This window comes from Pseudoselenomonas ruminantium, assembly GCF_900113715.1.
In the GTDB taxonomy this organism is placed as follows: domain Bacteria; phylum Bacillota; class Negativicutes; order Selenomonadales; family Selenomonadaceae; genus Selenomonas_A; species Selenomonas_A caprae.
The window spans coordinates 94,206-119,206 of the sequence record NZ_FOQK01000005.1 but is presented as its reverse complement, the minus strand read 5'-3'; the positions used below and the strand labels follow the sequence as shown (position 1 = coordinate 119,206).

18 protein-coding genes are annotated in these 25,001 nt (G+C 46.0%); all 18 read left to right on the top strand.

The window, feature by feature from the left end; genetic code table 11:
* Positions 1-4 precede the first annotated feature (4 nt).
* The gene (locus BM181_RS04090; protein WP_256211288.1) at positions 5-2,488 is read left to right on the top strand and encodes a U32 family peptidase; all 2,484 of its coding nucleotides are present in this window, start codon (positions 5-7) and stop codon (positions 2,486-2,488) included.
* Positions 2,489-3,295: 807 nt separating this feature from the next.
* Complete coding sequence (gene ftsZ / locus BM181_RS04075; protein WP_075442541.1) at positions 3,296-4,258, top strand: cell division protein FtsZ; 963 nt, start codon at positions 3,296-3,298, stop codon at positions 4,256-4,258.
* Positions 4,259-4,573: 315 nt separating this feature from the next.
* Positions 4,574-5,419 carry a hypothetical protein gene (locus BM181_RS04070; protein WP_075442540.1) on the top strand — a complete coding sequence of 282 codons (846 nt, stop codon included), beginning with the start codon at positions 4,574-4,576 and terminating at the stop codon, positions 5,417-5,419.
* Positions 5,420-5,473: 54 nt separating this feature from the next.
* The gene (locus BM181_RS04065; RefSeq protein ID WP_256211287.1) at positions 5,474-5,845 is read left to right on the top strand and encodes an HD domain-containing protein; all 372 of its coding nucleotides are present in this window, start codon (positions 5,474-5,476) and stop codon (positions 5,843-5,845) included.
* 227 nt (positions 5,846-6,072) lie between these two features.
* Positions 6,073-6,732: a hypothetical protein gene (locus BM181_RS04060; protein ID WP_075442539.1), complete on the top strand. Its 660-nt coding sequence runs from the start codon at positions 6,073-6,075 to the stop codon at positions 6,730-6,732.
* A gap of 75 nt (positions 6,733-6,807) precedes the next feature.
* Positions 6,808-7,839, top strand: a complete 1,032-nt coding sequence (locus BM181_RS04055) for a helix-turn-helix transcriptional regulator (protein WP_075442538.1) — start codon at positions 6,808-6,810, stop codon at positions 7,837-7,839.
* Between the two features lie 87 nt (positions 7,840-7,926).
* Positions 7,927-8,649, top strand: a complete 723-nt coding sequence (locus BM181_RS04050; RefSeq protein ID WP_075442537.1) for a hypothetical protein — start codon at positions 7,927-7,929, stop codon at positions 8,647-8,649.
* Between the two features lie 120 nt (positions 8,650-8,769).
* Positions 8,770-9,273, top strand: a complete 504-nt coding sequence (locus BM181_RS04045; protein WP_033169172.1) for a hypothetical protein — start codon at positions 8,770-8,772, stop codon at positions 9,271-9,273.
* Positions 9,274-9,333: 60 nt separating this feature from the next.
* Positions 9,334-10,365, top strand: a complete 1,032-nt coding sequence (locus BM181_RS04040; RefSeq protein ID WP_075442536.1) for a DnaA ATPase domain-containing protein — start codon at positions 9,334-9,336, stop codon at positions 10,363-10,365.
* 371 nt (positions 10,366-10,736) lie between these two features.
* Positions 10,737-11,231 (top strand): hypothetical protein, encoded by a 495-nt coding sequence (locus BM181_RS04035; RefSeq protein ID WP_075442535.1) that lies wholly within the window; start codon positions 10,737-10,739, stop codon positions 11,229-11,231.
* A gap of 482 nt (positions 11,232-11,713) precedes the next feature.
* Entirely contained in the window at positions 11,714-12,451 is a 738-nt protein-coding gene (locus BM181_RS04030; protein WP_143092104.1) for a hypothetical protein, read from the top strand.
* 378 nt (positions 12,452-12,829) lie between these two features.
* Positions 12,830-13,057 (top strand): hypothetical protein, encoded by a 228-nt coding sequence (locus tag BM181_RS04020; RefSeq protein ID WP_075442532.1) that lies wholly within the window; start codon positions 12,830-12,832, stop codon positions 13,055-13,057.
* A gap of 178 nt (positions 13,058-13,235) precedes the next feature.
* Positions 13,236-15,614 (top strand): endonuclease MutS2, encoded by a 2,379-nt coding sequence (locus BM181_RS04015; protein WP_075442531.1) that lies wholly within the window; start codon positions 13,236-13,238, stop codon positions 15,612-15,614.
* A gap of 90 nt (positions 15,615-15,704) precedes the next feature.
* Entirely contained in the window at positions 15,705-17,813 is a 2,109-nt protein-coding gene (locus tag BM181_RS04010) for a transglycosylase domain-containing protein (RefSeq protein ID WP_075442530.1), read from the top strand.
* A gap of 43 nt (positions 17,814-17,856) precedes the next feature.
* Positions 17,857-19,065 (top strand): tyrosine--tRNA ligase, encoded by a 1,209-nt coding sequence (gene tyrS / locus BM181_RS04005; RefSeq protein ID WP_075442529.1) that lies wholly within the window; start codon positions 17,857-17,859, stop codon positions 19,063-19,065.
* Between the two features lie 322 nt (positions 19,066-19,387).
* The gene (locus tag BM181_RS04000; RefSeq protein WP_177207158.1) at positions 19,388-19,897 is read left to right on the top strand and encodes a CAP domain-containing protein; all 510 of its coding nucleotides are present in this window, start codon (positions 19,388-19,390) and stop codon (positions 19,895-19,897) included.
* 90 nt (positions 19,898-19,987) lie between these two features.
* On the top strand, positions 19,988-21,685 hold the full coding sequence (locus tag BM181_RS03995) for a ShlB/FhaC/HecB family hemolysin secretion/activation protein (RefSeq protein WP_256211286.1): 1,698 nt from the start codon (positions 19,988-19,990) through the stop codon (positions 21,683-21,685).
* Between the two features lie 151 nt (positions 21,686-21,836).
* The coding region (locus BM181_RS03990; RefSeq protein WP_143092103.1) for a two-partner secretion domain-containing protein at positions 21,837-25,001 on the top strand (3,165 nt) is incomplete at its 3' end.

Genomic DNA, 25,001 nt, shown 5'->3' with positions numbered 1-25,001 from the left:
GGAAATGGATTTGGTAGAATTACTGGCACCTGCTGGCAGCCGTGAAGCGCTCACAGCTGCCGTGGAGAGCGGGGCAAATGCCGTATACCTGGCGGGCAGCATGTTTGGTGCTCGCGCTTATGCGAATAATTTTGATGAGGATGGCCTGCGCGAGGCCATCCGTTTTGCACACTTACGGGGTGTGCTCATAAACGTGACGGTCAATACGATCGTGAGCGATGAGGAGCTGCCGGCTATCAAGGATTATCTGCGGTTCCTTGCGGATGCAGGCGCCGATGCCATCCTCGTGCAGGATCTGGGGGTTGCCAAGCTGGCGCGTGAGATCGTGCCGCAGCTGCCGTTGCATGCGAGCACCCAGATGACGGTGCACAGTCTCGAAGGCGTGCTGGCTTTGCAGGAGCTCGGCTTTACGCGAGTCGTCCTGTCCCGCGAGCTGTCCCTCAAGGAGATCCGTCATATCTGCGCGAATTGCCAGGTAGAGATCGAGGTCTTCATGCATGGGGCCCTTTGTGTCTGCTATTCGGGACAATGCCTGATGAGCAGCATGATCGGTGGCCGCAGCGGCAATCGTGGCCGCTGTGCCCAGCCTTGCCGCCTGCCGTATACGCTGGTCAATGAAAAAGGCGAGGATGTGCTGGGGGACAAAGCTGGAAGTTATCTGCTTTCGCCGCGTGATCTCAATACGATCGACGTCATTCCCGAGCTTATCGATGCCGGTGTCGCCTCGCTCAAGATCGAAGGCCGCATGAAGCGTCCCGAGTATGTTGCGACGGTTGTTGGCACATACCGGCAGGCCATCGATACGTATTATGCTGGTGCGGGGTATAAGGTCGCAGATGAGGCGCGTGATAATCTCGCCCAGATTTTCAACCGTGACTTTACGACGGCATACCTTTTGGACCGGCCGGGCAAAAACATGATGAGCGACCGCCGTCCCAATAACCGCGGCTTGCTGATTGGCCGCGTAACGGCATACGACTGGGACAGACGCGTGGTGACGGTCAAGCTCAGCGGCCGGCTGGCACTGGGCGATCAGGTCGATTTCTGGGTCAAGGTCGGCGGTCGGGTAACGGCTACGATTCACGAACTTACAGATGCCAAAGGCAATAGCATTGCCTTTGGGCAGGCCGGGGATACGGTCGCCTTTGCCATCCCGTCGGCCGTGCGCGATCATGACCGCGTGTTCAAGGTCTATGATGCCGCGCTGATGGAAAAGGGCAAGGCGATGTACACGGCGGGGGCTCCCGTGCGCCGCATCCCGATTGCGGTCCGCGTAACAGCTGCCATCGGCAAACCGCTGACAATCGAGCTCGATGACGGCAAGGGGCATATCGCCAGCGCGGCTACGGCGTTTATCGGCGAACCGGCACGCAAGCGGCCGCTGTCAGAAGAGGTCGTGCGCAAGCAGGTCGAGCGCCTCGGCACATCGGTCTATGCGCTATCGGAGCTCAGTGTCAGCATCGAAGGCGATGTCATGGTGCCGATGAGCGAGATCAATGAGGCACGCCGCCAGGCTGTCGAGCAGCTCGATGCACTGCGGCTGGCAGAGTTTGCGTTTCCGCCGCACAAGTTCGCTGCACTTGCTGAGCCGCGGCCGCTGCCGGAAACCAAAGCGCAGCTTATGGCCGCTGTCGATACGTTGGACAAGATGAAGGCTGCTATCGAAGGCGGTGCCGATGGTATTTTATTCGGTGGTGAATCCTATGAGCATCGGGCAATCGCTTTGACCGATTACGAGGCGGCCTGGCAGCTGGCCAAGGAGGCAGGCATCCGCATCGATTTCAATCTGCCACGCATCATCAAACAGAATCATCAGAAAGCAGTAGAAAAGCTGCTGCTGGCCTGGCAGCAGACCTGCCGTCCGGCAGCCGTGCACGTGCATAATATCGGCGCTGCGGCGCTCGTCAAGCGGCTGACCGATTTGCCTGTGCATGCGGATTATTCGCTGATTGCGTACAATAAGGCGACACTGGCATTCCTCAAGGAATATGGCGTTGCGGAGGCGACTTTATCGCCGGAACTCAGTTTCAAGCAGGTACAGGCGCTGGCCAAAGATGCGCCGCTGCCGCTTACCTGCATCGTGCATGGACGCTTGGAACTCATGGTTTCTGAGTACTGCGTGACGGGCAGCTTCCTTGGCGGTGTGGATAAGGGGGCCTGCAGCCAGCCTTGTACCAAGGGGCATTATGCCCTCAAGGATCGCAAGGAGGCACTGTTCCCGCTCGTGATGGATCAGTACTGTCATATGCATCTTCTGAACAGCAAGAGCCTTTCGATGCTGCCCCATGCGATGAAGTTTGCGCCGCTATCCGTCAGCATGCGTATTGAGGCCCGGGCAATGGCGGCTGACGAAATCCGCCATATCGTCAAGGCTTACCGCCAGGCGATGCGTCTGCCTGCTGACCTCGATGAGGCACAGCAGGCCTGGATAAAGGCGCAGGAAGGCGAAGATATCACGCGGGGGCATTTCTTCCGGGGAGTAATGTAACAAAAGGCAAGAGCCCTTTATTTATGCGGGTTCTTGCCTTCTATTTTTTGTGAGCATACTAAAAGCGATGTAGTACACTTTTAGTTGACAGATATAAAATAATCACTCAGTATATAAAATGCTGAATTGAAAAGGATGGTAAACTATGGCCGATATGATACCACCAAGATGACCGCCACTGAGGTAAAGAGCCTTATCTGGCGATATTATGAATCCTACTGGAATAATCGCCGTATCTGCTCAGCCATAGGCGGAATGCCTCCAAAGGTAAAGCTGCATAGATATTACGATTCTCTTCAGACAGTGGCATAAAAAGAATTTTTTGTAAAAAATGTGTCAACTATTATTGACAACTTCAGACGATGTAATGAAAAACCTAGAAGAGGACTTCCAAAAATTTACTGCCATTCGGGACTATATAGAATGTAGTAGCCCAGATGAGTACATTCCCTGCGGAGAACCACTGCTCCACAGCTATACAGGTCTAGCAAGTGTTTTTGCCTGTACTGTGGCCGTGGTGAAAGGTAAAGCACAAGAGGCTGCCAAGAAGGCCGACACGGCCATCAGCAGATAGAAAGACGCTCCGACCTATATCATTCGGTGTAGGTTGGGGCGTTTTGTGATTTAATATTCTATTGGTGTCCAACGTGATATGGCGCTTATTGCCGTTTTTGTAGAACATTACAACTCAAGCTAAAGCTGATAACAATATTTTGAGGGATGTGCAATTTTTTATACATGCTTATTTATATAATGAAGGCATAGAATTAGATAAAGTACCATTGCAAAACTTTTGGAGGTTGCCTAATGGACAATAAAGCAGATATAAAATCGCCTGAAATTAGAATGAAAATCATTGGCATAGGTGGTGCAGGAATCAGTGCACTTGAGCGACTTATAGAGGATAATATCACTAATCAGGAACTGATTGCCATTAATACCGATGCAAGATCACTGCGATATGCACAGAAATGTGGGGCTAGAACTATCCAGATTGGTAGGAATGTAACAAACGATTATGGCACTGGAGGGGACCCGAAGCTAGGAGAGAAGGCAGCCCGTGACGACATTGAAATACTTAGGGATGCATTTCGAGAAACTGACATAGTATTCTTGACAGCAGGACTGGGGGGAGGCGCAGGTACTGGTGCAATGTCTGTCATTGCGGAAATAATTAAAGAAATGGGCATACTTTGTATAGGTATAGTTACCATGCCGTTCACCTTTGAAGGAGGAAAACGCCACCGGACGGCCAAAGAAGGGCTGGCTAAAATCAAGGACAAGATGGATGCCCTAATTGTCATAGAAAATGACCGCCTCCTGACACCCAAGATTATGAAGATGAGTCTAAATGCAGCATTTCACGAAGCGGACAGTGTTTTGCGCCAAGGTATTAAGTTAATCGTTGATTTGATATTAGATTTTGGGGACATCAATACTGATTTTGCCGATATCCGAACTATGCTTCGCAGTAGCAGCAAATCAGATGCAATTCTGGGTATTGGTGAAAGTGAAGACGGTTCTGTCATCGAGGCGTTGCAAGAAACAATTAACAGTCCATTCTTTAACCATAGTCTGAAAGGCGCTAAGTCCATTATCTTCAACGTTACAGCAGGTGAAAGTCTTGAGCTATATGCTGTTAATGAAGCCGCGGAGTATCTGCATGAACAAACACAGAATGAAGAAACAGAAATATTCTTTGGTACTGTTATCGACAATGAAATGGACACGAAGGTTAGGACAATGCTGATTGCTTCGGGTTTTGAGTAAAAATGCATTGTTTGACATCAGTTGGATTTTATAAAAAATACGATTATCTATGAAAACAGAGGTGGACATCATGGGTAGACATGTCAACTGCACGGAAAAACAATAAGGATAGCATAGATACACATAATGGAAAAATTTATTATAATTGGAAATTAAGAAGGAATCGGCAAAGCAATGGGGAAATAAGCTAACATAAACGAGAAAAGATTAATTATCAATGGATAAATTCCCATGACCACAAGGGATGGGGGATTCAAGGTGCTTGGGCAAGACAGTTGTTCACCGTAGAAGGTAATGATGCTAGGAGGGATATAGGTGAATGAAAAAGAAGCTATTACTTCAGTAGTTGCAATAGGTGCGAATACACATAGGTATTTAGAAAAGATAAAAGAGCTCATGACCCTTGAAGAAACGGATGTGCGTGATTGGAATGAGATGTTTGAATATGGATTGAAAATAAGTCAATTCAATTTTATATCAACAAATGTAGACTTAAATTCCAGTGTAATCAAAGAGATTATAAATGACATTCATGTGTGCTTTCTTATAATAGATGCTGGTGATAGTAAGTCTCTAAATTATACAAGACAATTGGGTGATTATATACGGACTCTAGATTGTGGGTTGAGCATTGCATTGGTACTCGGTATTTACAATAACACATTACCGTCTAAAGATATTATTAAGGAATTGTATTCTCATGTTGATGTAATTATTGAGCTGGATACTTTAGCAACCGACGATAGCGGTAAGGTCATTGCTGCATATAATATTATTCGAGGCATTAATAGTACTCTAGTTAAACCTCTTTTATGTGGATTTGATTTAGCTGATTTGCATTTACACCTAAAGTCTTCAGGTCTACTTCAGGTTGCATGGGCCATAGAAAACTCTGAATTAGATAGTTCATATAGTGAAACATTACAGATAGCTACACAATCAGCATTAGAAGTATTAAAAAAACGTGTTATCGTTGAAGAAGTAAGAAGTGTATTCCTATTTATTGAAGGTAGGGACACTGCTTTGGATATTATAGACATAGAAAAATCAATTATGATGGTGAATAATACTTTTCCTGAGTCAGTTATGGAATGGGTGGGGTCAACTAGCAAAACTATAGGTAATGAGGTTAGAGTTTTGCTTGGGGCCGCATACGCATAGAAAAACATAATATAAGATATATGGTGACATAATAAATTATAGGAGGGCTGGTAAATGGAGTTGATGCATCGATACCAAAAATTAAAGGATAAGGTGATTATAAGAAGGCAAGAGTTTATAGAATTGATGGATTATGTAGAAACTAAAACATCATACTTAACCTCTCCTGCTTCAACAAGATTTCACTTGTGTATAGAAGGTGGTTTGTTAGAGCATAGCGTAAATGTGGCGGAAAATCTATTAAAAATAAAGGCAGCAATAGCACCTGAAATCAGTGATGAAAGTTGCGTAGTTGTAGCATTGTTACATGATTTAGGTAAAGCAGGGATGCCAGACCATCCACAATATATAAAAATGAACCTACTGAGAAACAAAAAGCGTATGGATATCGAGCCAATCCTCCCTATCGTTTTAACAACGAATTAACATATCTTAGTGTACCGCTAAGAAGTCTATATCTCATTCTACGACGTTTTCCGCTTACGGAAGAGGAAGTACAAGCTATAGCATATCATGATGGCCAATATGTAGAGGATAATAGAAGTGTAGCAACTCATGAAGAGAAACTAACTTTGTTACTACAATATGCAGATAGTTGGAGTTGCTTTGTCGATGAAAAAGAATAGTTATTCCTATAATAAGGAGGCATTTATATGTATATATCAGAAATTGCATGGCGTCCCCCTAATCCAACCTATCCTAAAATTTTAATTCTTGGTGAATCTCATTATGATAAAGATATAAACCCAGGAGAGGCAAATGTGCATATCACTCGTAATATAGTAGATTTAATAATAAATGATAAAGTTACAGATAGATGGAAGAACTTTTTCCATAATATAGCTGCTTCATTTGGATATAGTAAGAATAGAGATGGAATTAGTGACTTCTACAATAAAGTTTATTTTGCTAATTATGTAGAAGAATCATGTGAGACAGGTTCTAATAACATAGCCGATTATTTAATATGGGGGGGAGGTGACACACCGGGGAAACGTGCTCACTATAATAAAGCAGTTTTTGAATTTTGCAACGAAGAAAACATAAGTATTATATGCGCATTTAGCAAAAAGGCATATTATGCATTTCCTTCAATAGATGAAATTAATGGAGGAGAGGTGAAAAAAATACCTATTAGCGCAAATTACACTGTTGGTAGAACATATTACAAGAAAAGTATTAGTGAATACCGTGATATTACACTAAAAAATGATTTGACTCTATACGGATTTAACCATGCATCAAGAAGCGGATATAAAAGAGCGCGTAGGTTTATATCAAAAGAATTTAAACATCACGATATATTAAAGTAACATGTATCAGCACGCAATATTTAGATTTATATAGCATTTATATAGAAACTATGTTCGCAACTAGAGGTGAACAATATGGAGAAACCTTTTAGTCCTGGTAATAAACGTATGTTGGGTATACAGATTCTTGATATTTTAAGTCGCTATTCCAGTAAAAAATCCCCATTAACACATAAACAGATTATTGATAAACTAAATAGCCAACATCTAGTGACTTGTACACGCAGCACGCTGGCAGCTCATATCACTAATTTTCAAACAGACGAATTTCAAAATATATTTGGATGTATCGTAAAATGCGACAAGCTAGGAAAAGGATACTATTTAGAACAAGAATTCAGTGATGGGGAATTAAAACTGCTGATAGACAGTGTAATGTCTATTCGTTCTTTACCTGAAAATGATGCAAAAGTTCTGATAGGTAAGCTTCTTCGACATGGGAGTCAATCATTCCAGCTACGAACGAAAAGCTATACTTCAGCAGATATGCGAGGATTGCCCAATTCTCCAAATCAAGAAGTACTTGCAAGCATTGCCGTCATAACTGATGCTATAAATAATAATCATAAGGTGAGTTTTATCTACAATGATATTGCACTCGATTCAAATAAAGAATTAGTGTTACATCCACGAAGCAAGGAGAGGTATTTGGTAAACCCTTATCGGATAATGCTTTATAGTGGTCGTCTATATCTATTATGTAACACAGATCCCCATGAGAATTTATCAACATATAGAATTGATAAAATGTCACTAGTACGGGAGGAGGCCTCTGGTATTAAAACTTGGCGTGATATAGACAAAGCTTATAATCCTCCCAAAACTATGTTAGAAAGTCTACATATGTTTTCATCGGATATCATTGACATTGAGTTTTGGATAGAAGAAGATTGCCTAAAAGACGTAGTAGATTGGTTCGGCTGGGGATATTTTAAAATTGATGACAAAAAGGACACCCGGCTACTAATCCGGTTGAAATGTAACGAAACTGCTATGTCGTTTTGGGCATTGTCATTTGGAGAGTACATTGAAATAACAAAGCCTAAAGAGTTACGTTTTAGAATAAGAGAATTAGCACAAGAAATATACAAGAAACATAAAATTTGAGTATATAGCCATTAGATAACAATAATATTATAAATTGTAGGATATGCCTATTATTATAGTATAGATAAATAAGGAGATTATTTTGATATGGGTTTTCGTATGTCTAAATCTAATGTGAGATATGAGCAATTAGATAGGGCGATGAAACTTAATAAAGTGGTGGATAAGACTATCCCTTTTTATGATGGCAAAAATAATACTTGGTGTCTTGTTGATGGTACGGATAAATATAGTGATATGTATCTGGATAGACTGATACAGAAATTTGCTGGGTACAAGATGCAGTACCGCTACACATGGTTAGGTGAGACTGTTACACGTAAAGTATTTGCTGAAGTACTTGAAGACGTGATTACTAGATATGAGGACTTGAACATCGATGGATTTGAGGTGGATTATAACAGTCAGCAGCTAGAGTGGCTGACTGTTATTAAAAATAAATTAATAACGGAACAAAAGAGAAACGCTGCTGAGATACCTCATTATTGCAAAAAAAATAAAGAATGGCAATGTATGGTAAAAATTTCTTCAAAAGTAACACCATATAAAGAATGCGGTAGTATTGAGTATGTTTTTGGCGAATATTCAGGATTAGGAGAAAAATACAATTTTAGGCATGATGATATATCAAAAGATGAAAAATGGGCAGATCATGAACATGATTTTACAGGGGTAGTATACGCTCTCATAAGTTCCCCTAATCATTTTTCAGTGAATGGCTTTGAAGGACAATACAGTATTCAGCAACTTGAACTATTAAAACTTGTGAAGGAAAAGCTGCTCACTAGAAGAAAAGCTAATTATACTTGAATAATTCTTGTGTTTATGAAATGAGATAAAGCATTATTGCACATGTATAAAATTTTGTACATGTACTGATATATAATTTATTAGAAAGAATTAATATCAGTAATATAGGAGGACATCAAGATGTATAAACCAACTCATGTAAAAAATGCTTTATCTGCTATCGAAAAAAGCAATCAGATAAACTTGATTGTAAGCAATTATTGTCGAGTGTTCTCAGATACAAATGATAAGTCTATACGAACGGAGCATATAGCTAAAACTTTATCATTACTAAATATTTCTCCCTATATAATTGTGGTAGCGTTTCAGCGTTTAAGTATGACTCAAAATGAAATGCCAACACTCAATCAAGTTCTTAATGTTATACGAAGTGTCGAGAAAACTGCTGGTGTAATCGCTCACAATGCACCTAAGCCGATAAATGCATGGCATGAAGTTATTCGTCATTTATCGGCCATTACTCCTCCAGCATGGTCACACCCCTTTATTGAAGAAGCTGTCTATAGTATCGGGAAAAGGTATATAATGGAGAATGAATGGGAGGCTCGTGATTTATTTATCAACGTATACAAAGAATTATGTGAAGATGAATTAAATAGAACACTTATATGTTTTATGGAATAAAACATATAATATCTTTATACTAGTTCGATATGATGGCAGAACTAAATAGGGGAATACAGTATGTGTAATCTAGAACTTGAAAATCTTTGGCATCAAATTTATATTAAAGGAGAAAGATATTTTTCATCAGGTTTTTGCGACATATTTTTGACGGATTTAAAGCCGATATCACTGAAACCGCCAATTTTTACCATTGGCGCAAGATGTAGTGCTATTTATATGAGAAAGTATAACCCTTATATAAAAATTATAGAAACTTTGGTAAACGAGCTTATAAATAGTCAAGAACATATAAGTGTAAAAGTGGTTTCAACTGATTTAGAGGTAACGAAAAGACAATACCCTATTGACCAAATATGTGCTAAGTCGTTACCAATTAATCATGAATGTACATTTGAAAGCTTTATTATTTATCAAGCAAACCGTATTGCATACAAAACTGCTAATTCTTTAGTGGATAGCTCTGGAGATATTATAAACTATCTTTTCCTTTTCGGAAGTATGGGGGTGGGAAAGACACATCTTTTGAACGCCATAGCCAATAGTGCTATGGCTAGTACCAATAATAAAAAAGTTCTATATACATCTGCTGAACAATTTGTGGATGAGTATCTTTACTTTAAGAGAGAACAATGTGGTAGTTTTTACACAAAATATAATGATATTGATATACTTATAGTCGATGATATTGAAGGTTTATATGCTGACCGTGGTGCACAAAGAGAATTTTTCTTACTATTTAATAAACTATATGATTCAAAAAAGCAAATAGTAATTAGTTCATATTATGCCCCTGATGAATTGTTTCGATTGGATGATAATCTTAGGTGTTGCTTAAAAAGTGGCTTTATAACAGATATCCAAAAGCCTGATTATAATGCACGTATTGCCATTTTGGAAAATATTGTTGCAATTAATGGCCTTGTCATTCCACAAAAAATATTGGAGTACATTGCGCAACATATTGATAACAATATAAAAAGACTTATAGAGGCGCCGATGAGGGCTCTTGATTATGCTTCTTATAATAAGCTCAGCTTAAGCCTTGATATCATGCCTAGTGCAATCAATTATATATATAGCCAAAGTTAAAACGTTCAAATATATTGCGGAGGTGTTTTATATGCATCCTATCGAAGAATTGCGTGACCTATCCTATAGAAAAGCAAAGAATATATATGTAAACAAGTTACCTAGTAAGGTTATAGAAAGACTGGAAAGAGAATTAAGATATATAAGTGAAACTGAGCTCTCATAAGTATATTTAACGCTATCCTATCTTGTTGAGAGAAATTCATTGAAACACTTTGAATGGTGTGTTAGAGGTATTGGCTGGAATTCTTTTGTAGCATATTTATGTGGATTTACTCCACTGGATCCTTTGCCACCACATTATGTTTATATCCATGATAAAGTTAGCGACTTGATGCAAGGAGATATGAATAAGATATGGTTATATTATCATGGCAGTAAGTCTTGAGTCTTTAAAAAACAACATATATGAGGGGTTATTGAAAGTTGATATACTAATGGAAAATTTTGAAGAAATATCTTTTCTTGCAGAAGATATATATTATATTCGACTTAATAATGTTGATATTGCTTTTTCATCTTCGCCTTATCCAAATCATGCACAATTTTACAAAGCTTATGATGGGGTAGAAATTATCATAAATGAACAGGCAAACAATTGTCGGCGGAGTCCCTTCTATCGACCATATTCTCATAGCATGAATCCCTTTGATAGATTGATTGATGGTTCAGATATTGTAGCTTTAACTTTAATATATGATGACTACATAGAGATCCCGGCCATTCTCAACTATTCAAAAAATATTAATGCAATAACAATTTATGTTCCTTATCAAGAATGTGATAATGATAAACATATAAATAAACTGCAAAATACTATGAAAGATTCAAATGGTAGGTTAGTCATTAACATTTCAAGTAATTAGCTTCTTTTATATGTAGGAGGTTACATTATGAAAATTACTTTCTTCATTTAAGGAGAATTAGCATGGACAGATTTTATAATGATGTATTGCACCATAATGCTAAAAAAACATATTAGCTTATAATTTAAGTTCACGTTTGTTCGAGTATTACTTTGAGGGTCATTTTGATGATAAAAGCTGGATTATGGTATTCATGCAATTCGTAATAATCCCTATAACATTAAAAGGGTCTCATATTTATGTCTATAAAGAAAATAGTACAAGGCAAATATATGAGCAGCTATGTCATGTTGCAGATATGTATTAATACTTAAATTTGCATCGTAAAATAATTAAGTTAAATATGAAATCTGAAAGGAAAGGTGTAATTTTTGAATGTTTTATCCTATGTTAATTCAAAAGACATTCGCCAGTATCTATACGACATAAATTATCAATGTAACACTATTCAAGCAGCATGGCTCGTTTACCAGAATATTAAAATGTCAATGGACGAGAAATATAAGGCTTATCGCTGGATAGTTGACAATATGTCAGACTTGCCTATGCCTAAGTATAGGCACTTAATTAAACATGATAGCATTCATGAGTATTTAAATCAAAATATAGAGTTTTTCGAGAAACATAAAGCAAAAATTGAAGATAAAGGAGGTATCGATTATCATATTACAGATGAGGAAGATTTTGATTACCTTTGGTGCTATTTTCCTACGCCATTCAAAAAAGGAGATATTGTTTGTTCATGCTTAAATTATCCTCATAATCATTCTGATTTATGCACTGGTATGTTTGTGTTAGATGAAATTAACAACACAGCAGAAGATTATAAAAGATATATGTACTGTGGGAAACATATTGATATGAATGCCTACGGTTGGTTTCAAGATTTAGATGGAACGATATACTATGAAAATATGTCTAATTACATGAATCTCGAACGATACACCGGAGAATTATATGGACAGGAACGTATACTTATTGCTGTTAGCAATTTTGTCCAAGATAACATAGGGTTTGAACTTCTACTTCAATCACAACGGACATTGATGATGCGTGATTACGGAGAAAACTGGATGCCTAAGATATATACGAACGCGGGAATGAAACTTGCTGGTCTGACCGATTTACCAAAATTAACCAAGGCACAAAAGAAAGCAAACAATTTGCGAAGGAAAAAATTCGCGATACATAACCTATTAAAAAACGACTTCATAGAATAGACTGTAAACCCCGGCTGGAAGATTTTACATATAAAGTATTGCGTATATAAGGTGAGATATGAACAATTAGGAGTGTAATATAGTTTGTGTAAAAAATAATTTGCGCAAAACTATTTTATGCCCCATACTGGGGTAATCATGTATAAGTAAGGAAGGTAACAATGGTGAAACGCAAACAGACACCGATTGTCTATCATGACGGTCACTCCTGCCGCAGTAGAGCAGTTCTTTAATATCTCACGAGATATTACGGCACAAATTGTAGCTGGCTGCTGTCAGAATGTAGCTATCCAAAATCTGAGCACGATCCCGATTGCTAAGGTAGACGCCAGCATTAACTTCGACCGTGAAGGCGTGAGTGCGATAGGAGTGATATAAATGGACATGAAGCTTATGAATAAGTTGAAGGACGGCGGGATGTCGAATCGTAACAGCTACCGTCGCAGGGATTCTATGGGTCGCTACATGGACAACGGATCGTATCGCCGGTCTTACGAGGACGGGTTCAGCGGTCACGATATCCGTCCCAAGTTGGAGCGCATGATGGAGGAAGCTGATTCTGAACGTGAGCGTGAAGCTATTCGGATGGCGTTGCAGAAACTCTAAAAATAGCTTATAATATATGCAAGCCCCCGGCTGTTACGGGGGCTTTTGTGCGTACTAAAAGCGTACTAAAAAAATATGCGGTGCAATTTTGCTGTAGATTTTGGAGACAATATAGACGGAATAGCATAGTATTATATAGTAATATACTTACCGTGCATTTCCGGGGAGTGCTTTAACAATGGAAAATGAATCGTTCAAGATATTAGAATATGAGAAAATCACGGCGATGCTTGAGGAGCGGGCCGGATCAGCGCTGGGCAAGGAAAAGGCCCGGCTGCTCTTCCCGAGCTCGGATATCGCCGAGATTGCTGAATGGCAGCAGGAGACGGATGAGGCTGTGCAGGTCTATGCTATGACCGCACCACCGCTCGGCGGCATCCGCGACATCCGCCCGCTGCTCACGAAAGTGGGCAAAGGGGCGGTGCTTGACCTGGCGGAGATGCAGGAGGTCATGAGTACCCTCTATGCGATGCGCAATGTCAAGTATTTCTTCCGCGATCTTGAGGCCGAGGTGCCGCTGCTAAAGGAGTGGGCGCGTTCGCTGGAGATTCTTGGCCAGCTTGAGCGCAATCTTGGCAACACGATCGATGAGCATGGCAACATGCGCGAAGATGCCAGTGTCGAGCTGCGCCGCATCCGCCGGGAGCTCAAATCGTCGCAGGTGCGCATAAAGGATAAGATCAACAGTATCCTTCACGATGCGGCATATCAGAAAATGTTCCAGGATGCCATCGTCACAGTGCGCGATGAGCGCTACGTGCTGCCGGTCAAGGCTGAATACCGCGCGCATTTCCCTGGTCTTATCCATGACCAGTCGGCGAGTGGCTCGACGCTTTTCATCGAGCCGATGGCGGTGGTGGAGCTCAATAACGATGTCAAGCAGCTGACGCTGGCGGAGCAGCAGGAAGTACAGCGTATCCTGCGGCAATTGTCGCAGGAAATCAGCCGCGACAGTGAACCGCTCACGGCCAATTGCATGATACTGGCAGATATTGACTTTGCATTTGCCAAGGCGAAGCTGGCCCGGGATATGGAGGCAACACGCCCGCTGCTCAATACGGAAGGGCGGACCGTGCTCAAGAATGCGCGCCATCCGTTGATTCCGCGCGACAAAGTCGTACCGACGAGCATCACGCTGGGCGATGGCTACCGCATGCTGCTCATAACGGGCCCGAATACTGGTGGTAAGACGGTCAGCATGAAGACGCTGGGCCTCATGGTGCTGATGGCGCAGTCAGGCTGCTATCTGCCGGTCGCTGCCGATTCGGAGATTGCAGTCTATCAGAATGTCTATGCCGACATCGGCGATGAGCAGAGCATCGAGCAGAGCCTGTCGACTTTTTCGGCGCATATGACTCATATCGTGCGCATTCTCGACAAAGTTGAAAGCGACGATCTGCTGCTGCTCGATGAGCTTGGGGCGGGCACCGATCCTGAGGAAGGTGCGGCACTTGCGATGTCCATCCTCGAGCGTCTGCTCGATGTGCGGGCAACGACTGTGGCAACGACGCATTATTCGGAGCTCAAGACGTTTGCTTATACGCGCGAGGGCATCGAAAATGCCTGCGTGGAATTTGACGTCGAGACCCTGCGGCCGACCTATCGCTTGCTCATCGGCATTCCGGGTGCGAGCAATGCCTTTGCCATCAGCCAGCGGCTCGGTCTTTCTGACTCGCTTATCCTGCGGGCTAAGCAGCTGGTCAAGGCTGACCATGCCCAGTTTGAGCATGTCATCAACCAGCTTGAGAATGAGAAGATGATGTATGAGCAGATGAACGCCGATATCCGCGAGCGCCAGCAGCGGGTCACACAGCTCGAGCGCAAACTTGAGGATGCGAAGGCGGAGCTTGCCAAGAAGAAGGGCGATATCATCCGCAAGGCCAAGGAGAAGAGTGCCGCGATGATCCGCCAGACGCGGCGTGAGTCCGAGGAAGTCATAAAGGATCTCAAGGAGCAGTTTGATGATCAGGGCATCCGGGCGCGCCAGCAGGCCATCCAGGAGGCACGGGCCAGGATCAATGAGGCTTCTGACCGGGCAAGACCGGGCATCATGGCGCAGAAGGGCGTCGGCAAGAAGATTGACGTCAAGACGCTGGTGCCAGGCGATATCATCTACGTCAAGAAACTTGACCAGAAGGGGACAGTCCTGGAGGTACAGGGAAAAGAGCTCACGGTACAGCTGGGCGGCCTGCGGACCAAGGTCAAGGCCTCGGGCTGCACGTTTCTTTCCCATGCGGAGAAAGAGAAGGCTCCGGCAGCAGCCGGCAGGAAGCGCACGACGCAATCGGGCTCATTCCTGCAAAAGACGCAGAACATCGGCCGCGATATCGATATCCGCGGCATGATGGTCGATGAGGCAGAAATCGTGCTCGGCAAGTTCATCGATGATGCCGTTATCGCGGGGCTCACGCAGGTGCTTGTCATTCATGGCAAGGGAACGGGCGCACTCCGCAAGGGCGTCCATGAATATTTCAAACATCACCGCAATGTGGCCAAATTCCAATTTGCTGATATCAATGAGGGCGGAACCGGTGCTACCATCGTAGACCTCAAATAAGCAGAAAACAACGATTTGAGCTGTTCATTTCATAGACGATACATTCGATTTGTGATAAAATGAAAAAGTATAAATTTAAGGAGGCAGCTCATGGAGAAACGTTCAAATACGAATACGAGCCGTCAAAAACGTCCCGCAAAAAGTGGCAGCAGCAACGTCAAAAAAGTCATCCTCGGCTTTGGTCTGGTCATCCTGGTCATGGTCACGGGCATTGGCTGTGGTTTTCTGACTGCCAGCATGAATACGAAGCCCGATCTGGCAAACGATATCCTGCCACCGGCGTCTTCGCAGATTTACGATATCAATGGCAATGAGATTGCCAATGTCCACGCGGCTGAAAACCGCCGGCCCGTCAAGATCCAGCAAGTTCCCAAAGACTTGCAGAATGCTTTCGTGGCCGTCGAGGATAACCGCTTCTACGAGCACAGCGGTGTCGACCCGCGCGGCATCCTGCGTGCGCTCTATGCCAACATCCGCGGCCGTGGCGTCTCGGAGGGTGGCTCGACCATCACGCAGCAGCTGGCCAAGAACGCGTACCTGACCCAGGAACGCACGCTGACGCGTAAGATACAGGAGGTTTTCCTGGCCCTGCAGCTCGAGCGGCAGTATACAAAGCAGGAAATCCTCGAGATGTATATGAACCAGATCTATTTTGGGCAGGGTGCTTATGGCGTACAGGCAGCAGCGCAGACTTACTTCGGCAAGAACGTCGAGGATCTGACGCTCAATGAATGTGCCATGCTTGCTGGTATCCCGAAGAGCCCGAACTATTACTCGCCGCTCAACAATCTTGATGCCGCACAGGAACGCAAGGGAACAGTCCTTGACCAGATGGCAAAATACGGCTATATCAACAGCAGCCTGGCGGCTAAGACCAAGCCCGAGAAATTGCAGATCGTGAAGCCGGTCAAGAAGGAAAGCAATACGGAAGCTTCCTACTTTATCGATTATGTGACGCAGCTGCTCATCGATAAGTATGGCGCAGATGCTGTCTACAAAGAAGGGCTCAAGATCTATACGACCATCGATATGGATGCACAGCGTGCAGCGGAAACCGCGATGAAGCAGCTGCCGAATGTCAAGGTGGATGGCAACAAGATCCAGCAGCCGCAGGGAGCCTTGGTCGCCATCGACCCGCACAACGGCTATGTCAAGGCGATGGTCGGCGGCCGCGGCACCGACCAGTTCAACCGCGCGACGATGGCAGTGCGCCAGCCGGGCTCGGCTTTCAAGCCCTTTGTTTTTGTGGCAGCACTGGAGAATAAATTCACACCGAACACGATCATCGACGACAGCCCCATCAACATCAATGGCTGGCGGCCGCAGAACGACAGCGGCAACTTCAGCGGCAAAGTCAAGCTAAGCGATGTGGCCCGCTATTCGATGAACGTACCGACGGTCAAGATTGCGCAGAAGATCGGCATCGACAAGCCGATTTATTATGCGCAGGAGATGGGCATCTCGACATTTGTGCTCGACGGACCTCAGAATGACCGCACGTTGTCGACCGCTTTGGGCGGCCTGACCAAAGGTGTGACGCCATTAGAGCTCACGAGTGCATACTGCACGTTTGCCAATAAGGGCGTTCATGTCAATCCGGTCGTGGTCATCAAAGTGCTTGACCGCAATGGCAAGGTGCTTGAGCAGGCGGAACCCAAACAGCGCAGCGTCGTCAGCGAAAGCAGTGCCGTAGAGCTTACAGATATGCTCGAGGGTGTTATCAAGAAGGGTACCGGTACGCGGGCCAATATCGGCCGTCCGGCTGCTGGCAAGACTGGTACGACGAGTGACTATCACGATGCCTGGTTTGTTGGCTATACGCCCGATCTCGTCTGCGGCGTCTGGGTTGGCAACGATGACAATACGCCAATGAATGGTGTCATGGGCGGCCAGCTGCCAGCACAGATCTGGAAGGCCTTTATGGAAAAGGCTCTGGCGCAGACCCCGGCCAAGAACTTCGATGGTTCCGTCGCTTCGAAACACGACAGCATCGGTGAGCTGGAAAACGATAAGAAGACCGAAGTCAAGAAAAAGGACGATGGCAAGAAGAAGGACGAGAAAAACGCCAAGGATGCCAAGGCGAATGGCGGCAAGCCAGCAAAAGGTGCAGATGCTCCGGCTGGCTCCAAGAATACTCCGTCCGCTCCTGAAGCAGTCGCCCCTGAGCCGGGCGGCGGCATAGCCAAGGGCCGTAATTGATATGCAGTAATGATTTGTAGTAAGTCTCAAAGGAGAGAGTTTGTTGGCTAATGTATTTGATACTTTGAAAGAACGCGGTTTCATCGCGCAATGCACAAACGAAGAGGAGCTCAGAGAGCTTTTTGATAAAGAGAAAGTTACGTTCTACATCGGCTTCGATCCGACGGCAGACAGCCTGCATGCGGGCCATTTCATCGCGCTGATGGCGATGGCCCATATGCAGCGTGCTGGTCATCGTCCCATCTGCCTTGTCGGTGGTGGTACGGGTACGGTCGGCGATCCGTCGGGCCGTACGGACATGCGCCGGATGCTGACGGATGAGGATATCGAGCACAACTGTGAATGCTTCAAGAAGCAGATTGCCCGCTTCATCGATTTCAGCGATGACAAGGCCATCATGGTCAATAACGGCGACTGGCTGCGCAAGCTCAACTACATCGATCTGCTGCGCGAAGTCGGTGCCTGCTTCACAGTCAATCGCATGCTGGCTGCTGACTGCTATAAGCAGCGCTGGGAAAAGGGACTTACGTTCCTGGAATTCAACTATATGATCATGCAGGGCTACGATTTCCTCGAGCTCAACCGCCGCTATGGCTGCAAACTCGAGATGGGCGGTGACGACCAGTGGTCGAACATCATCGCTGGTGTCGAGCTCAACCGCCGCAAGAACAATACCGCTGTCTACGGCTTGACGAACAAGCTCCTTACTAAGAGCGACGGCAAGAAGATGGGTAAGACTGCTGGCGGTGCGCTCTGGCTTGATGCAGAAAAGACCAGCCCGTATGAGTTCTACCAGTACTGGCGCAACGTTGATGATGCGGATGTCGAGAACTGCCTTGCCCTGCTCACGTTCCTGCCGATGGATGAGGTTCGCCGTCTTGGTGCACTTCAGGATTCGGCTATCAATGAGGCCAAGAAGATCCTGGCCTATGAGGTCACGAAAATCGTTCATGGCGAGCAGGCTGCCGAGGAGGCTAAAGCGGCAGCTGAGGCCATGTTCGGTGGCTCGGGTGCCGGGGCCAATATCCCCGAGGTCAAGGCGGCTGCCGACGATAAACTGCTGGATGTCATGGCTGCCGGCAAGATCGTTGCGTCGAAGGGCGAGGGCCGCCGTCTGATCCAGCAGAATGGTGTAGCTCTCAACGATGTCAAAGTAGCGGATGTTGACTATGTGCTGGCGGAGACTGACTTCAAAGATGGCGAGGCTATCTTGAAGAAGGGCAAGAAAAAATATTATAAGCTTGTAAAATGATTAAAAATCCTGCTGCAGAGAAATCTGTGGCAGGATTTTTCTGTTGAACAGCGAAAAAGTAATGGAAAAGAATTGCTGGATGCAGTTACCGGTCAAATCGTTACAGATATCGGCATGCTGCAAAGAAAAGCATTGCTTGTTTGATTACTTTACGTTATAATATAACTAAGAAGAATGCTGTAAAACTGAATAGCAAAAACGGGATTGCTGCAGTCATGCGATGGCTGCGCCAGCAGGAAACATCATTATCGAGGCTTCGATAATGGGTTCGCTGGTTTGTTGTGCGATCGGAATCTTCCCTGCCGAGGCAGGAGGGCGCGAAGTGAGGATACCAAGTGCTCATAAGATGACGGTCAAGCGGCAAACGAAAGAGGCGAGAAAGATGAAAACCTGGCGGCGGATGGTTTCCCTGCTGGTACTGGCTCTTGTCGTTTTTGCTGCTTCTTCCGCATTAGCGGCGGAGTTGGATCAGGAAGTTCTTTATCATGTCAACATCATGCGCGTTAATGCTGGCGTAGCACCGCTGGCGCTCAATCGTGAGCTTGCGGCTGCTTCGTATGTCCGTGCTGCAGAAGCAGAAGTGAATTTTGCTCATCGCCGTCCGGATGGCCGGGAAGTCAAATCGGTTTTTGCAAATGCATCTTTTGCCTGGTTCGGTGAGAACCTGGCGGTCAGCAAGAAGGCTGATGCCGAAGCAATCGTCCGTGCCTGGATGAATTCGCCGACGCATCGTGCCAATTTACTCAATCGTCATTATACGAAGATGGGCGTTGCCTGTGTCAAGGGAAATGATGGACGGTATTATTGGGCACAGGAGATGGCTTCGGAGTGACTGGAGTGGCTGACAAAAGTATAATGGCAAGTGAATGCTTAGGGCGCAATGTCCAAGCATTCTTTTTTTGTACTTTTTACGAAGCAGGTGATGATGATGCAGCGAGACAAGATTAGAGCTACCCAAAAGATGTTAGTGACCGCCGTATGTTTGCTGCTGGCAGGCTCGACAGCAGCGGCCGCTGAACTGCCGACAGCTGGTACGCTAAGCCGTGCGGAACAGGACAAGGAGGAAGTCGGTTTGCCGGAAGCAGCTGGAACGGCTGCGATTGAAGTCAGTGAGCCGGAACGGCCACCGCTATCTATGGCCGAAGATGTCAAAATAAATGTCGCAGGCTTTGCTGTCACAGGGCAGGACATCGTAGACGAAACCATCTTGCAGGAACAACTCAAAGAGTATCAAGGCAGGATGGTTTCGTTCAAGGAGCTGCAAGCTGGAGCGGAAAAGCTGACGGCGTATTTCCGGCAGCGCGGTTATCTGATGGCCCGTGTCTATCTGCCGGCACAGAAAATCAAGAATGGTGTCGTCGAATATCGTGTGCTCATCGGCAGAATCGATGAAATCAAGCTCGACAATAAGACAAGTATCCATGAAAGCGTGTTGCAGCGTGAAATCCGCTTCCTCCATCCTGGCGACTATATCACACGAGCTAAGCTGGAACGCGCTGTATGGCTGCTATCGGATTTGGCTGGTGCTGATGCCAAGGCCAGCATGGAGACTGGCCGCCAGGAAGGGACGGTCATATTGAAGCTGACACTTATGCCGCACTATGGCAAGTGTGGCATGATCAGTGCCGATAATTATGGCAATCGCTATACCGGCTATAATTCCTACGGTGTATTCTACAATATCTTGAATCCGGAACAGGCTGGCGGCCAGCTCGACTTGGCTGGCAGCATGACGGGCAGCAATCTATACAATTATAGCCTGCGTTATCTGTTACCGTTTGGAGCGGATGGACTGCGGGCGATGCTGGGGTATAGCATGTTGTCGTACCAATTGGGAGACACCTATCGGGTGCTCGATGCTTGCGGGACATCGCGTACGGCATCGGTTGGCCTTGAGTATGCGCTCAGGCGCAGCCAGTATGAAAATCTCTATGCCGGACTTTCCTATGAAAAGAGCATGTTGTCTGATGAGTATCGTACCGTAGATTATCAGCTGAAAAAACATACGCATGCGCTGGTCTTATCGCTCTATGGGGACAAGCGCTGGAGCCGTGCCCAGTCGAGCTGGCGTATGGACTACAAATGGGGAACATTGGGCGCTGACAACGACGAAGCCTATGTCCAGCAGCAGAAAGCCCGTACGGCAGGAACGTATCATAAGCTGCGGGGCAGCTGGCAATATATGGAACAGCTTTCGCCGCGCGTCAGCTGGCAGCTCTATGCACGGGGACAGCTGGCCAGCCGGAATCTTGACTCGTCAGAGCGCTTCTCGTTAGGCGGTGCTACAGGGGTGCGGGCTTATCCTGCCAGTGAGTCATCGGGCGATATGGGCTATCTTATTCGCGGCGAGCTTCGCTATCTGCTGCCATTTTCAGGTAAGATACGCTGCCAGCTGGCTGGCTTTATCGATCATGGCGGCGTGGTCATTGCGCATGATCACCGGACAAGTGGGGAAAATCATCGCTTCCTGCAAGGTGCAGGTGTGGGCCTGCTGCTGAATTTCGCGGACGCGGCATTCCTACGGGCAGACTATGCCTGGCCGCTTGGTGCACAGGAAGCCCAGAATGATAAGAATAAAACGCATGGTTGTTTTTGGCTGCGCGGCGGCATATATTTTTAAGTCATTCCTTAAAAATACATTATAACAACGGCGTTATAATATTAAATAAATGTAAATATTTTCTGAAAATGGTAAGTCGTAACAGGAATGTTTCGATATATAAGTATAGGGAAGAAGTTTCGATGGTTAAAAGGAGTAGGGAGGTGTTTCTATGCGGACAATACGGAAAAAGGCGCTGCACTTAGCTGTTGCTATGGGTGTGACATTTTCGGCTTTTTCCATGAGCGGAGTAGAAGCTCTGCCGACAGGCGGTAAAATTCGTTCGGGTGAAGCTGAAATCGGTAAGAAGGAGCATACTTTGGTTATTGATCAGCATTCGCACCATGTAGCGTTGGATTGGGATCTTTTTAACATTGAGCGCGGCGAAAGCGTTGTGTTCAATCAATTGCCGACAGATATAGCTTTGAACCGTGTGGTAGGGAATAGTGCTTCAGAAATCTATGGCAGCCTCAAGGCAGGCGGTACGGTATTCCTGATCAATCCGCGCGGGATTCTGTTTGGACAGGGTGCACAGGTAGATACTGGCAGCTTGATCGCTTCAACCGCACAGGTAAACGATAATTTCATGACGAGTTTTGGCGATGGCGTGGAAGCAATCTCCTTGGGACTCGGTGAAACGTCTACAGGAAAGATACTGAATGCGGCGGAGATAAAGGCGCAGGGCGGACTTGTGGCGCTGCATGCTGCGGTGGTAGAAAATACCGGCAGCATCGAGAATCCAGCCGGAGAAGTGGCACTCAGTGCAGCTAAGAACCTGCATCTTGCTATGGATACGGCGGGCAAACTGAATATCGCTGTCAGCGGTGAAGTGGCTGATGCGCATATCCTCAATAGCGGCAAGATAACGGCCGATGGCGGCCGTGTGCTGATGACTGCCAAAAGTGCCGGAGATCTTTTAAGCGAAGTAGTCAATCACAGTGGTATCATCGAAGCGAAGAGTGTACGCGTCGATGAGCAGGGGGAAATCGTTCTTGATGGTGGCAGCCATGGTATCGTCAATGTATCCGGCCAGGTGTCGGCAGATGGTCTTGCAACCGGCCATAGCGGCGGAACGGTCAAGGTGCTGGGCCAGCGGGTAAATATCGCCGATGGCGCCGTGCTTACGGCCAGCGGTGACAATAACGGCGGCCAGGTGGAGACTTCTGGTGATGTGCTATCCGTTTCGACTAAGGCACAGATTGAGGCTTTTGGCGTGAATGGCAAAGCGGGCGAATGGTTCATCGATCCCGTCGATATCATTATCACCAATGAAGCGCCGGAGGGCTATGCTGATGCTACACCAGCTGACACGACAGCGCAGACAGAAGAGCAGCTGTATCAGGCACAGAATGCGACGGCTGGAAATCAGCAGAGCTATATCAATGCCGACTATATCAGCTGGCGTCTCAGCAATGGTACCAGTGTGCGGATACAGGCAGCAGACCAGAATACTGTGGAAGCAAATGCGGATATTTATTCCTTAGGCGTATCGAATATTACGGTCAATTCGCCAATCGTGAAATCTACGGAGCGCATGGTCCTCAATGATGCGACATATGGCACAGCGGGCAGCGAGGCTACGCTGACGCTGGAGGCACAGCGCAATGTGGCCATCAATGCGCCGATAACGGCGACCGATGGCAAGCTGCATGTCAATCTGCATGCCGATACCGATGGCGATGCCAAGGGCATGGTCATCCTCAATGCCGATATCAAGACAAATGGCGGCGACTTTACTGCTGGCTGTGGTGCATCCATCAGCGATGGCCGTGTCGGTACCTATATCGGTCATGCTGCTGATGAACGCGATGCAGATGGCAACTATCTGGAAAATGGCGATCGCAGGATTGAAACCAAAGGCGGCAACGCTACATTCTATGGCGATGTGGCCGTGGGGCTTAATCAAGGGGAGCTCATCATTGACACGGCTGCCGATGATACGCGTGGCAATATTCTCATCAGTGGCAATCTGGATTCGGCTAATTCCTATCGCCTGTATGTCAATGAAATAATCGGCAAAACCTTGCAGGATTCGGTCAAGAACGATCCGGATCTGAAGAGACTGGCTGGGCTATATTACGAGAATTACCTTAAAGATACAGTCTGGAAGAAGTTTAGCGATTTGAGTGCGGAGGAGCGCGCACAAATTGCGGAACGTTGCTTTGCGCAGTATGGTACCTATAAGAACAGGACATTGCCCACGGATGAAGCCGCCTATGAAGAGGCTTTGCAGGCGTATTACAACGAACACGTCAAACTGGGGGACAAGAATGTAACTGGCACGGCTAAGCCGTTTGACGAGCTGACCGCTGCAGAATACCATCAGCTGGCTAAGCATATCTTGACAAACTGGTCGCATGGTAGTACGAACAATCATGAGTCGATATTGACCCGCTGGGAGACAGCAAAACTGGCTGCGCAAGAGGGAACCGCTGGTGGATCGGCCGTCGGGGATAAGTACTTGGCAACGATAACGACGGAGCTCGAGAACTGGATTGTCGGTTCCCTGCTGGCTGGCAAAAAGAATGAGGTCCTTGTTGGGGGCAAGACTGCTGTGGTCGGTAAGAATGTCAAAGCTGGCCGCGAATTCTATTGGGTGACTGGCCCGGAAGGCGAAGCCAACGATGGACAGGGAACCCTGTTCTTTACGACGACCGGCAATGCGGAAGGTATCGTGGCAACCAATATGTATCAGGGATGGTCGCATGACACGTCACATGGCGTGAAGTTCAATGACCCCAATAATGATCATATCTACGATCAGCCGTACGTAGGTGTCAGCTGGAAATCGGATGCAAGCTGGGCAGATGTCGAAAGCCAGAACAAGAACCTTATCGGCTTCCTTCAGGAAACGAACAATGCTCGCTCCAGTGCGATGCTGGTCGGCAACCAGATTACCATTGGCGGCAACGTTGGCAAATCAGCGCTCCTGAATAATCTGTGGGTGGATGCTGACGATACCGTGAGCATTGGTGGTGGGACCAATCATGCCTCCGACACAGCAGATACGTTTACAGGGCAGGTAAATGCGGATAGTTCGATTTATCTTCACGGCGTAAATGGTGTTAATGTTGGTGATGCGATAAATTCCAAAATCGATGACGTGCTTATCGTGGAAGGTGAGGACGGACCAGGAAGCTGGATCGATACATCACTGATTGTAACCCCGACACCGGAGCCAACGGTAACGCCGGAACCGACGGTAACGCCGGAACCAACGGTAACACCGGAACCAACGGTAACACCGGAGCCAACGGTAACGCCGGAACCGACGGTAACGCCGGAACCAACGGTAACGCCGACGCCAACGGTAACGCCGGAGCCAACGGTAACGCCG

Excerpts from the sequence above, each read along its gene's own strand:
- BM181_RS04020 (WP_075442532.1), top strand. The coding sequence starts at position 12,830 with ATGGACATGAAGCTTATGAATAAGTTGAAGGACGGCGGGATGTCGAAT.
- BM181_RS04050 (WP_075442537.1), top strand. The coding sequence starts at position 7,927 with ATGGGTTTTCGTATGTCTAAATCTAATGTGAGATATGAGCAATTAGAT.
- BM181_RS04055 (WP_075442538.1), top strand. The coding sequence starts at position 6,808 with ATGGAGAAACCTTTTAGTCCTGGTAATAAACGTATGTTGGGTATACAG.
- BM181_RS04065 (WP_256211287.1), top strand. The coding sequence starts at position 5,474 with ATGGAGTTGATGCATCGATACCAAAAATTAAAGGATAAGGTGATTATA.
- BM181_RS04045 (WP_033169172.1), top strand. The coding sequence starts at position 8,770 with ATGTATAAACCAACTCATGTAAAAAATGCTTTATCTGCTATCGAAAAA.
- BM181_RS04040 (WP_075442536.1), top strand. The coding sequence starts at position 9,334 with ATGTGTAATCTAGAACTTGAAAATCTTTGGCATCAAATTTATATTAAA.
- BM181_RS04015 (WP_075442531.1), top strand. The coding sequence starts at position 13,236 with ATGGAAAATGAATCGTTCAAGATATTAGAATATGAGAAAATCACGGCG.
- BM181_RS04090 (WP_256211288.1), top strand. The coding sequence starts at position 5 with ATGGATTTGGTAGAATTACTGGCACCTGCTGGCAGCCGTGAAGCGCTC.
- BM181_RS04060 (WP_075442539.1), top strand. The coding sequence starts at position 6,073 with ATGTATATATCAGAAATTGCATGGCGTCCCCCTAATCCAACCTATCCT.
- BM181_RS04030 (WP_143092104.1), top strand. The coding sequence starts at position 11,714 with ATGTCAATGGACGAGAAATATAAGGCTTATCGCTGGATAGTTGACAAT.
- BM181_RS04010 (WP_075442530.1), top strand. The coding sequence starts at position 15,705 with ATGGAGAAACGTTCAAATACGAATACGAGCCGTCAAAAACGTCCCGCA.
- BM181_RS03995 (WP_256211286.1), top strand. The coding sequence starts at position 19,988 with ATGATGATGCAGCGAGACAAGATTAGAGCTACCCAAAAGATGTTAGTG.
- ftsZ (WP_075442541.1), top strand. The coding sequence starts at position 3,296 with ATGGACAATAAAGCAGATATAAAATCGCCTGAAATTAGAATGAAAATC.
- BM181_RS04035 (WP_075442535.1), top strand. The coding sequence starts at position 10,737 with ATGGCAGTAAGTCTTGAGTCTTTAAAAAACAACATATATGAGGGGTTA.